Source organism: Bradyrhizobium sp. USDA3010 (assembly GCF_056429065.1).
Genome location: NZ_JBWJZD010000087.1, coordinates 1 through 10,674, shown reverse-complemented (window position 1 = coordinate 10,674; position 10,674 = coordinate 1). Strand labels below are relative to the sequence as shown.

Genomic DNA, 10,674 nt, shown 5'->3' with positions numbered 1-10,674 from the left:
ACCGAACAGGCTCCGATTGGCAAGATGCCAATTGGCAAATATCCGGTTGGCAAGTACCCCGTCGGAAAATACCCGGTTGGAAAAGCTCCTGCTCCGATCGTAACGAAGGGCTAGCTCGAAGATCGCCAGGCAGCGTCCCCCTTCAGTTTTCGCCGAAGGCCGCTGCTCGGTGAGTCTCGCGAGTATATGTTCGGCGCGACGGTCAGGCACCTGGCCGAGCGGGCCAAGGAAGCCCGGCTGGAGGCCGACGCCGTCGCCTGCCAAGCATGGAACTCGCCCGCATGCTCGCCTTCCAGGGCCCGGCCCAGCCCTCCCCTGCGCTCGGCGACGCGCTCAACGCCGGCTATCGCTACCTCGAGGTGAAGTGCCTCGGCTGCGAGACCCAGCGGCGGCCGAAGTGGACGCCGATCCACGAACTCGAGCGATACATGCGGTGCAAGGGTGCTCCCGCCGGCAGGGCCACCCATTCAAGCGCAGCTACCTGGTGGCATTGCGGACGAATAAGATCTCGGCCATGAACCCGCCGTCGACGTGGTGGCCAGGAGAGCGGTGAAATTGTGTGGTTTCAGGCCTTCATGCGGGCGCGATGCCTCCTTAGGTCAAGTCGAAGAAGTAGACCCCCGTCAGACCATAAATCTATGACCGATACCACCGCCGAAACGGCGCGGCTCATGAAGGTAGCTGAGGCAATCGTCCGCGAACTGGATCGTCAGGGCGTTGCGGATGCCGTGGCCGACCTAGGCTTTGACGTGATGGAGATGACCAGGGTGGTGATCCGCGCGGCCGATGGGGATGTGGTCCCGTTCCGAAGACCGCAGAACTGATCGCTTTCTCGAGCGCGGGGCCTACCCTTTTGTCGAGGGTGTCGTTCCCAACGACTTCTTGATTGCTGACCCGAGCCGACCCTCAACTCGCTTCCGGTTATTGCCGACCTTTTTTATGGCCTTTTTCACCCTCGCTGCCGACTTCCCGCTTTTACTCGCTTCGTAGCGCACCTCGTAATCTTGTCCTCCGGCGACGCGGGCTCGATCCTGCTTACGCCCGCGGGCGCTCTTCGTTGCTTTCTTTGCCATTGAAGTCTCCCAATTCCAACGGAGACCAAACGCCAAGTACGATCCGCGGGTTCCTCGCAGGCTCTACTGCGCCCGGAGCGAATCGTGCTGCGGTCGCTTGAAATCCCGGTTCTGTTGCGTGGAGTTGTTTTATGCGTAAATCGAATTGGACGCCTTCGATTGTCGCGAGTGATGACCAAACGGTTTACCTCGTCGCAGACGACTTCGGCCGGATAGGTCGCGCCTGGCGGGAGGCCGATCTTGAGACTGCGGACCTTGAGGCGGTCATTCAGGACCTGATGGCCGGCGAGTATGCAAACCCAATCAGGGTCGCCGCCTTCAATACGTCAGAGCGGTGGTCTGACGACGTCTCGGAGGACGTCGCACGCGAGATCCAGCGACGTTGTGACCTGCAGCTGACCGATGTGCCAGCACATCTGCAGGATTTCATTGATCGCCATATGGGCCGGGACCAGAAGCAGCTTGTACTCCGACTGGTCTAGGCAAACTGCCCGTTAGTATCCAAGTCTTCCAGATTTGGTGGTACTCACTAAACGAAGACAAGCTCGCTCCAGACTCGCCACTCGACATCTATCGCAAGGAATTCCCCGATATCGAAAAGGATGACCGGGCAGAACAGAAGCGTAGGCTCCGTAGGAAAATCGAGAAGTATCGGGACAACAAAAATCTGCTTGCAGATCCAAGAACAGAAAAATGAAGTTCGTTGGCGACCGTCCCTACGCCGATGCTGAGAAAGCCGCCCGCAGGATCATGGAGCACGCGCGGGCGTTCGAGCCCATCCAGGATGGCAGGATCTACATCGAGGAAGATCAACTATCCGTTTATCGACAAGGATGGCGCATCGCCGGCCGAATACAGCGCCGGCCTCAAATACGCCATCGAGCATGGCTGGCTGGAGAAACACGAGAGCGGGACCTACGTTAAGATCCTGGACGCGGGGACCGACCTTCTCGGTTAGACGAGCAAAAAGGGGCGTGCAAAATGGATCGCCTATACGTGCTTGCGATAGCAATACTGCTCTCTGGAATTCTTAGCGGAGGGGTATACACGATCGCCGCCGCCGGCAATGGATCCACCTTGGTCATGAACCGGTTCACGGGTTCGGTTTTATTTTGCAGTAGCATGAGCGGCTGCTCGCTGCTGAGTCGCAATTAGCCGCCAGCGAAATCCTCGATTCGTCAAACCGGCGCCGAATACCTATCTCTCGGGTATGCCAAATTTCGAATTTTGCCTGCCGACGGTGGGGAAGATCGTGCCAGCGGGCCCTGAGTGGTTCCACGAGATCAAGTACGACGGCTACCGCCTGCGCCTCGAGCGCGACGGAGATCGCGTCCGGCTGATCACCATGGGCGGCTATGATTGGACCAAACGGTTTCCATGGATGGTCGAGTCCGCCATGAAGAACCGCCAGAAGCAATTCGTTATCGATGGCGAGGCCATCATCCGCGGCGTGGACGGCTATTCCGACTTCAACGCCCTTCACTCGGGCAAGCACAATGGTGAGGTCGAGATGTTGGCTTTCGACATCCTAGCAATGGACGACGACGACCTTCGGCATATGCCACTATCAATGCGCAAGACGAACCTACAGCGGCTGCTGGCGCGCCGGCCGGAGGGCATCTTCGTCCCTGACTTCGAGCAAGGCGAGATCGGCCCCGATCTCTTCCGGAAAGTCTGCGAGTTCGGCTTCGAGGGGCTGGTATCAAAGCGCTCGGATCGCCCGTACCGCGGCCGATGCCCGCATTGGATTAAGATCAAAAACCGAAAGCACGCGGCCATGTCGCGAAAGTTCGAGTGACCGGCCCGGACGATCAAGCCAGTCGTAAGCGTCGGCTCATCAAAGGACCGGAGGAAGACGCGACACCGAAACTCAACTTGAGCAGTTTCGGCATGGCCGCCGCCGTCGCCTGTCAGCCCCCAAGCCAATAGGATCAAAACCGAGTCTCTGCGCGTTGACTGTTGAGCCCAAAATGGGAGGTCAACGATGATCAGTGACCGAGAACGGCGGGCACCTACGGCAGCGGAACGCGAAGCCCGCAAAGTATTCAGACAAGCCGAAGCGAAGAAAGCTTTGACCGAATATGCGAAAGCGCAAAAAGCACTCCACGACAATCGGGAGCGCCTAAAGGCGGAACGGCTGGCGCGGGAGGCTGAAGCGGCCGATCGCACAAAAGCAGGTTAAAGCGTTCATCTGGATAACCGCGGAGGACAAGCTTGGACCTCTCCTAGTGGAGGGTTGAAATGGCCCTGCACTTTCGTCGCGTGGATACTGCTGAGGATCTGGAAATTTGGATCGCAAGCAGCGATGACTATTCATTCGTTATCAGCAGCGAGAGCCGAAGTGGACCGGGCTTGCATGGAGAGCCCGGTTTTGTTGCGTCATATTGCCCGGACTTTCTGAATATGCCCGCGGCTCAAGTGTCCGGATCGCCCTTCGGCACGTTCGCTGAAGCCGAGCGCGCCTGCGCTGCGTTCCTGGGTCGCCTCACTATCGAGGGATGACTACCAGAGCCGCCAGAGCAGCACCGGCCATTTGGCCGTAGTTTCTCGCACTACGGCTTTCGATTTTGCTCGTAGTCAACTTCCGACGCCGCCGATGGCTTTACTCTTTCCATCATGATCTGGCGCAATATTGAAACCGCGCCATTCAACCGCGTCTTGAAAATTGGCCGTAGTGGACTCGGACGGCCTCCACGCGCTCATATTCCCCTATTGCCGAGTTCTAGGTGGATGGGTCAAGGCCGATTCAAATCGACCCGTGCTGGTTCATCCGACCCATTGGAGAGAGTGGAATATCGACCTGTCACCTCCTTCGATCCACTGACGCCGTGGCGCGGTCACGCCCCACCGCATAGGACCGATCGCCCCGCTCCGATGGCAGAAACGCTGTCTTGGCTGCGCTCGCCGGTGACCCAGCGGTGAGAGTTTCGGCGGCGCAGCGAGAAAGGCCCCACGCCTCTTTGGAACACAGCCAACAGGAAGTTGTTGTCTTAAGCACCCGGGCGGAGGCCGCGGAAGTGGCAGACGAACTTGAGTATTCAGGGCACCGGCTATTGGTCGTCGAGCAACCCGGCGGCGGCTTCCTGGTTGAGATAGCGCCTCTGGGCGGTCGGCAAACCATTAGAACCGTGACCTATCAAAGCTCGCGGGAAGCGATCGCCGCGGCAAAGAGGACCATTGACCAGCACCCGGGGCACAGGCGCGCCTCGTAGTGCCCGCATTCGTTTGTGATCGGTCATTGATCCGGTTGCATGGGGTTATTCTCGTAGTGGGACGATCAACTTGGGTCGCGTTCGGACCTAAGTCCGTAGCGCGTCGAACTTCCCGATTGGGACTGGCAAGATATTTCCACGCACCTCAAGTGCACCCGCTGCGGCAAGGTCGGCTGGGTCAACACCGGGCTCGACTGGAGCGAGGTGATCAACTTCGCCAAGGGCGTCCCCGGCTGATTTAGCGCCCCGTAGAAGCCCGGCCTTGCCCTCCATCGGCGGCTGCAGAAGGCTGTCTCTCCTGAGAGCCGAAGCAGCCAATCCCTAATATCGACCGCTAGTGATTTGCTCTAGCAACCACACCCAGACGCGGCCAGCAGGCGCTTCGGACAAAGGCTGATGGCTAACGTCGAAGTCTACACCCCGCTATGAACGCGAACATGGGCACCCGTCAGCTGGGCGCCGGTTCTGGCTGTTCACGCTGGTCTCGGAGACCGGCGCGATCCTCTATGAGGTCGAACTCAACGAGCAGCTGATCTACCCGGTGGCCCTGGATCGCGCCCGGGTGACGGCCGAACAGAGGAAGGCCTTCCGGATCACGTGGAGCCGTAGGCCCAATGGGTCTCCCACGGGGTTCGCAATCGCCGCGCTCGATACCTATCTCGCGGGCATGCCAAGCATCTTTACCCACCGAGGCGTCACGTTCACGGTGACCCATCGCTATGATGATGCGTTTGACATCGCCATCAAGTTCGAGGGCCAGTTGATCCGCAGTAAGGCGCGAACAAGATTGGTCGAGTTGGCGAAGCGGCGCGCTGAAATGCTAATCAACCGCAAGCTGACAGAAAGGGCGCCGAAGGCGTGAACCCCACTAATCCATCGACTTGCGGCGTTCAATGTTATGTGGGTCTTACCTGGACCTGGGATTCACGGCATTAATGTTTAGGACGAACAAAGGGTTCTGGAATTCATCCGTCACTACCATGCGCCAGTCGTGCCCCGGCCGCAGGCGACCGTCAATGCTCGCCAACATCTGGCCCGCCGTAACTGTCGCCTCTTTCCACGCTGCGTGCTTGTCCGCCTTCCTGGTCGAGTTCTGTCGTATCGTGATAGACGTGAAAAAGTACTGGGGCATCGCAAGTGAAGCTCTGGATTTTGATCGCCGTAAGCCCTCAGGCCGGTAACTTGCCCGGCGACGCGAGGCATTCACTCATCTGCGCGGCGGCCTCGGCCTCTCGCGCCCTCCTCAACAGAGCCTCTCTCTCGACACCGGGCGGCATTGCTTTCGCCCGCCAGCGAAGCTCTCTGGCCTGGTTCGCCAGTCGTTCTTCTAGTGTCTCGGTCTGCACGACCCGACGCCTTAAGTCTCCCACACGCTCCTCGCAAAGGCCGTTCTTGAAAACGGATTTAATTTTCGCATTTGGATAAGGTTCCTATTTTCCTGTTCGAGCGCGCCCTCTCGCAAACTACCCTTCTTAGGCATGAAACGTTTGCGCGCCTGCGCAGTCTAACGCGCGTCAGGATTTTGCACTTTACATCCTGGGGCTAGAGCCAGCCCCGACCGCGTGTATTTTAAGCGGGCGGCGTTGGTGTTTATAACCCATGTGAGTCCGCGTGGACTGACGCGGGACTGGCCATGCGGCCTCAGCAATCGCCCCCGGGCCTTTAAGGGTCGCTGGGGCCGCGTTATGTTCCTAAGCTCTCACGCGCATGAGTATCTCAATGGACACCCGCGACTATGAGAAGATGTACGGGGTTCAACCCATCGGACGCCGCTATTGGGCGTTCCGGATTGTGTGCAACAGCAGCGTCCACGCGTTCCGGACACCTACCCCGACGACGTATGTGGCGGCCTGCGAGGCTGTCACGAGACGGGCTGAGGCGCTTGGAGCGCCCGCATTGTGGTTGACGACAACTAACTCGCTTTCAAGCCGAGCGTGCATGTGTAGCGATCGTCCCCGTGGGGGCTACCGAGCACGCTTCGTTCCTGTCTGGAATTGATAGCCCCGCAAATGTCCCTGATATCTGCAGAAAGTGCCTGCGCAAACCGGCACAAACTACCTGCCCGTAAGATCACGGTGCGATCGACGCCCGCAACAGTTCCTTAACCGGCGACAGAAATAATTCTCGCGTATGGATCAGGGCGACCAGGAATGGTTCAGGCCGACGTTGCGGCGCGGCTACGTCCGTCTTGCGGCCTGGATGGCGCGTTCAAACAGAACGTTAGAACCAGGCCGGCCACCCGAGCCAACACGGACAGAGGTCCCGACTAGGACGCCGGAATCATCGAGGCGATCCGAGCCGCCTCGTCCATAGCCATGTTGCCCATCAGATTTGCCACTAAAGGAGCATGGGGTGAAAGGTTTGTTGATAGCGATAGCCGTTGTTGTAGTCCTCTATGCAGGCGATCAGCGCTTCAACCAAGGTCAATACACGGATGCGGTCCAGCGCATGGCGAGTCAGATGAGGCATTCGTTTGGAGTTTAATGCCACCTCGTTTTTGGCGGCCCTACGGGCGCTGCGAGAGTTGGTGGCCGGTCCGCCGCTCACCATTTTCGGTCAGCGTGACCATGGGGCACTCCTAGCTATTGCTGGGCTGACGCGCCGATCCATCCAGTTTGATATCGGAAATCCGCTCACCGCATCAAAGATGACCCGCCATCAACTGTCGGCGGGGCTATATGCGGCCATTCGCGTCCTACTGCGCGAGGATGACGATAGCCGTGTCGCGTTTGAATATGATCGACCAGCATCCGTTTTCGGTCAGTTTGGCAGCGATAGTGTCGATGCAGTAGACCAGCAGCTTGATCGCGACCTCCAAGCCCTGTGGGAAGCGGCTGCAGCCTAACGGCTGCGGAATATTGGTGGAGTGGAGAGAAGATGCGTTTCGAGAAAGGTCATAAGGCAGCGACGCGACGGCACATCATCGATGTGGCGTCGAAGTGCGTACGCCGAGACGGCATCTACGCCGCGGGGATCATGGGCGAGGCCGGCCTGACCAAAGGCGCATTTTCTCCGCACTTCGAGTCCAAAGACGCACTCGTTCGTGAGGCGCTGGCGAGCGCGCTCAGCGACCAACAACATCGCCTCGATGAGGATCAGCGGAGGGGCCTGGCCATCGAGGGGGCGATCCGGAGATACCTCAACCGCGCTCACCTCGAAGACCCGGCGGAAGGGTGCCCTTCGGCGGCATTGCTCCCGGAAATCGCCCGCCAGCCCCTGTCCACTCGGCAGGACTACGAGAAAGCGCTGCGAAGCTACGTTTCATTGCTGGCCGCACTACTTCCGGATGCCGACTCTGCAGCGAGCCGCCGCCGCGCGACCGCCATCTTCGGCCTCATGGTGGGCACCCTCCAGTTCGCGCGGGCCGTCCCCGACACTGTCCAGGCGGAGCAGATCCTGGAAGGCGGTGTTGAGGCCGCGCTGCAGTTGGCGCGAACTCCATCTTCCTAGGTTAGGAAGCACCGAAAGGCTATGGGCTATGATCGCCGATACCGACCGGCAAGGCCCGCGAAGAGCTATGGGCGGACTACAAGGTAATGCGCGACCGGATCGGCAAAGAGCGCGACTGGCCGCCGATGCGCCGCGACTAGTTCGTGACTGAGGCCGAGCACGGCTCGCTCTATGTCGGCACCCCCGAGACCGTCGCCCGCAAGATCGCGGCGACCGTGAAGGCATTCGGCGCGGCCCGCTTCCAGCTGAAATATTCGGCCGGCCCGCTGCCGCACGAGAAGATGATGAACGCATCGAGCTCTATGGCAGCAAGGTGGTGCCTATGGTGCGCGAGATGCTCGCGGCGTGACGCGCCGCAATCAGCGCTACAAAAGCAAAGCCCCCGGCGTTTTGACGCCGGGGGCTCTGTTAGATCACAGTCAGATCAACCGGTATTACCAGTTGCGCTGAGCACGGAGCATCAGCTGATAGGTGTTCTGGTCCCTCAGCTCGTAGATAGCTGCGGGCTTGCCGATAGAAGTGCTGGGCGCCACGACCGTACCTTCGCTCTTCTGATCGAGACGGGTGTAGACAAAATCCGCCGAGAAGGTCAGGTTCTTGACGGGGGTCCACTGGGTCTGCGTACCGATCTGCGCGATGTTGTAGTCGGGGTTGCAGGTTGTGATAGCAGCTCCGCTGCCCGCGGGAGCAAGTGCACTCCGGAGCGAACCACCGACGCCGCCAACACCGCAGATGAGTGTCTTAGCCGTGTCGTTGTACATCACAGCAGCATAAGCACCGTAGATCGAGGTGTTCCAGTACGGGTTCCAGTTGTGCACGTATGCACCGCGGAAGCCCCAGGTCTGAACCAGTTGCTGTTGTGTTCCGGTCGCGAACACCGAGTCGGGCGCAATGCCGAACCCTACGCTCTGATAGGCGCCGGCCAGATTGGTGCCGCCATAAATGGTATTCGCACCTGCCGAACCGGCGAGGTCCTGGATGTTGTAGCGGGTCGCGCCGTCGGTGTAGACGCCCTGCAAGTTGATGGTGTCGCCCGGTCCGGTCGGGATGTTCTTGATCGACAAAGCCAACTGACCAGCCCAGCCCCACCTGTCGTCCGGATGACCGGTCAACTCAGTGCCGCCGTAATAGGCCACGTGGTTGTCATGCGCTGCGAACGAAGCCTGGAACAGACCCCAAGCCTGATCGACACGCAGCATCGCGACGAAGTCCGGAGAAATCGTGCCGGCATAGTCGCCGGCGCCGAAGGGACCGGTAGCACCGATAGCGGCGCCAATCGGGCTGAGGGCACCAAGATTGGCCACGCCAGCCTGATAGTAGGCCGTCTGGTCCTGAGCCGACAGAGACAGCGACACGCCGTTGCCGAACTGCGCGGTGTAGGTGAACTGGTTCACGCCAGTGACCGTACCGCCGCCGCCGACCAGACCGTCGTAGTTGTTGCCCGGGTAGTTGGCCCACGGAGCCGAGAACTGCGAGACCGCCTTACCCATGGTGAAGCCGGCGAACTGGATGAAGGCGTAGTAGACGCCTACCGTACCGCCTGCAACCGCGCCGGAGTTGGCGTTGTTCGGAGCCGAAGCGCTGCCGATCGCCGAGTAGACGGTCGAGCCGTTGCCCTGGCCAGCGTAGGTGTCCGACGTCCAGGAGAACGTCGCATCGAAGAAGGTGCGGACCACGCCGTATTCGGTCGCCGTGCGCGTATCGATGTTCAGGTCTTCACGAGACCGCCAAGTGTAGCCGTTGGTGAAGCGATTGTTCGCCCCGCCAGCACCCGAGGTGTTGCCAGTGTAGTCCGAGTTCGAGTTGGCGATGACGTCCACACGCAGGTAGCCGCCCAGCTTAATGCAAGTGTCGGTGCCCGGGATGTAGTAGAAACCGGGACCATACAGGGAGCAAACCTTCACGTACTCGACCGCTTTGGCCTTGACGGGAAGATCGGCCGCCTGAGCTCCGCCGACCGCGACGAGAGCCGCCGCCGAGCCGAGGATAAGGCTCTTAACCATCTTCATGTTAAACCTCCAAGTTGCTCTATCTCAGGGAAGGTTCCGGATCCGCCGGGTAAAACACCCTAGGTTGGTTCCCTTTGTCCCTTAAATCCCCGCTCAGTCGCTTCGCGCCTTCGGACACACCCGCTGAACGCGAGGGACTTAAGCGAACCACCTAAAACGGGACGACCTCGGGATGCCCCCCTCCGTCGCAGTTCCATATGAGACAGAAGGCCCCCGATCACGCAACAAAAGACCGCTCAGTCTAAGGGCACCCTTCGCCCTTTTTGTGTCACTGTTGCCAAATGATCACGGTGCCGTTACAATGAGGCTTCTATTCAACGCATTGCTGATTAATGATTTTTTAGATCAGAGGGATGCAAGGCGGCCTGCAAACCCCTGTTGGGATGGAACGGGCTTGAGCGCCCGTCTATCCGCTCAGCGAAGGGAAATGTGTGAACAAATTGGAGCCGTTGATTCCATGGCGCTCACACAAATCGATGAGTCGAGGAGCAGCTCGCAGCCAGACCAATCTTCCCCGACGCGCTTCCCACCCAGTCAGCTTGAGGGCCCCCGGATAGCCGACAAGCCGTTCAATAAATGCGCATTCCTCTAATCCGATGACGACGTTGCGAAAGACATCACGCGGTATGCCATGCTGGCTTGCGCTAACCCGGGAGATCGTAACCCTAACCCAGCCTTCATCCGCATTTAGCCGGCAAAGCATGACTTCCCGCGCGAGAGCCCCCATGACAGAAAAAACCTCGTCGGAGAGCCTCGATAAGTCCCGCCATTGATGCTTAGCAGCTTGCCGCCGCACGCCCTCCCCTAGCCCGTCTTATTCATCAGCGGCTTGTTGAGAGGCTGGCGAGCGTGGCGTAAGCCGCTGAGGTGGCGTAGGATTCGGTTGCTGACACCCACCCTCCGCGCATCCGGGCCGCCACACTCGCCATG

At 59.6% G+C, this 10,674-nt stretch carries 13 protein-coding genes and 1 pseudogene; 10 read left to right on the top strand and 4 right to left on the bottom strand.

All coding sequences use genetic code 11. The features are described from left to right. Positions 1-264: hypothetical protein (locus AC066Y_RS42475; protein WP_478279038.1), on the bottom strand; the 264-nt coding region annotated here is incomplete at its 3' end. On the opposite strand from AC066Y_RS42475, the pseudogene AC066Y_RS42470 reads away from it, so the two are divergent. Next, positions 163-553, top strand: a pseudogene (locus AC066Y_RS42470) (hypothetical protein). The gene AC066Y_RS42475 and the pseudogene AC066Y_RS42470 overlap by 102 nt on opposite strands. An 85-nt stretch (positions 554-638) precedes the next feature. After that, positions 639-824 carry a hypothetical protein gene (locus AC066Y_RS42465; RefSeq protein WP_229165584.1) on the top strand — a complete coding sequence of 62 codons (186 nt, stop codon included), beginning with the start codon at positions 639-641 and terminating at the stop codon, positions 822-824. 21 nt (positions 825-845) lie between these two features. Here AC066Y_RS42465 and AC066Y_RS42460 read toward each other — a convergent pair whose 3' ends face one another. Further along, positions 846-1,073 (bottom strand): DUF3606 domain-containing protein, encoded by a 228-nt coding sequence (locus AC066Y_RS42460; protein WP_478279036.1) that lies wholly within the window; start codon positions 1,071-1,073, stop codon positions 846-848. Between the two features lie 131 nt (positions 1,074-1,204). Between AC066Y_RS42460 and AC066Y_RS42455 the strand changes: the two genes are divergently transcribed. The 6 genes from AC066Y_RS42455 to AC066Y_RS42430 all read left to right on the top strand — a co-directional run bounded on the left by AC066Y_RS42455 (position 1,205) and on the right by AC066Y_RS42430 (position 5,147). Beyond that, complete coding sequence (locus tag AC066Y_RS42455; RefSeq protein WP_478279035.1) at positions 1,205-1,555, top strand: hypothetical protein; 351 nt, start codon at positions 1,205-1,207, stop codon at positions 1,553-1,555. Positions 1,556-1,857: 302 nt separating this feature from the next. Then, the gene (locus tag AC066Y_RS42450) at positions 1,858-2,031 is read left to right on the top strand and encodes a hypothetical protein (protein WP_478279034.1); all 174 of its coding nucleotides are present in this window, start codon (positions 1,858-1,860) and stop codon (positions 2,029-2,031) included. Positions 2,032-2,283: 252 nt separating this feature from the next. Further along, positions 2,284-2,871, top strand: coding sequence for an ATP-dependent DNA ligase (locus AC066Y_RS42445; RefSeq protein ID WP_478279033.1), 588 nt, complete (start codon positions 2,284-2,286; stop codon positions 2,869-2,871). Positions 2,872-3,057: 186 nt separating this feature from the next. Continuing rightward, entirely contained in the window at positions 3,058-3,255 is a 198-nt protein-coding gene (locus AC066Y_RS42440; protein ID WP_478279032.1) for a hypothetical protein, read from the top strand. 59 nt (positions 3,256-3,314) lie between these two features. Next, positions 3,315-3,575 (top strand): hypothetical protein, encoded by a 261-nt coding sequence (locus AC066Y_RS42435; RefSeq protein WP_478279031.1) that lies wholly within the window; start codon positions 3,315-3,317, stop codon positions 3,573-3,575. A 1,272-nt stretch (positions 3,576-4,847) separates the two neighbouring features. Next, a complete protein-coding gene (locus tag AC066Y_RS42430; RefSeq protein ID WP_478279030.1) occupies positions 4,848-5,147 on the top strand; it encodes a hypothetical protein in 300 nt (99 codons plus the stop codon). 45 nt (positions 5,148-5,192) lie between these two features. On the opposite strand, the gene AC066Y_RS42425 is transcribed toward AC066Y_RS42430, so the two are convergent. Continuing rightward, positions 5,193-5,315, bottom strand: a complete 123-nt coding sequence (locus tag AC066Y_RS42425) for a hypothetical protein (RefSeq protein ID WP_478279037.1) — start codon at positions 5,313-5,315, stop codon at positions 5,193-5,195. A 1,443-nt stretch (positions 5,316-6,758) separates the two neighbouring features. Between AC066Y_RS42425 and AC066Y_RS42420 the strand changes: the two genes are divergently transcribed. Further along, entirely contained in the window at positions 6,759-7,130 is a 372-nt protein-coding gene (locus tag AC066Y_RS42420; protein WP_478279029.1) for a DUF302 domain-containing protein, read from the top strand. Positions 7,131-7,162: 32 nt separating this feature from the next. Beyond that, positions 7,163-7,735: a TetR/AcrR family transcriptional regulator gene (locus AC066Y_RS42415; protein WP_478279028.1), complete on the top strand. Its 573-nt coding sequence runs from the start codon at positions 7,163-7,165 to the stop codon at positions 7,733-7,735. 434 nt (positions 7,736-8,169) lie between these two features. On the opposite strand, the gene AC066Y_RS42410 is transcribed toward AC066Y_RS42415, so the two are convergent. Then, complete coding sequence (locus AC066Y_RS42410; protein WP_478279027.1) at positions 8,170-9,744, bottom strand: porin; 1,575 nt, start codon at positions 9,742-9,744, stop codon at positions 8,170-8,172. Positions 9,745-10,674: the final 930 nt, after the last annotated feature.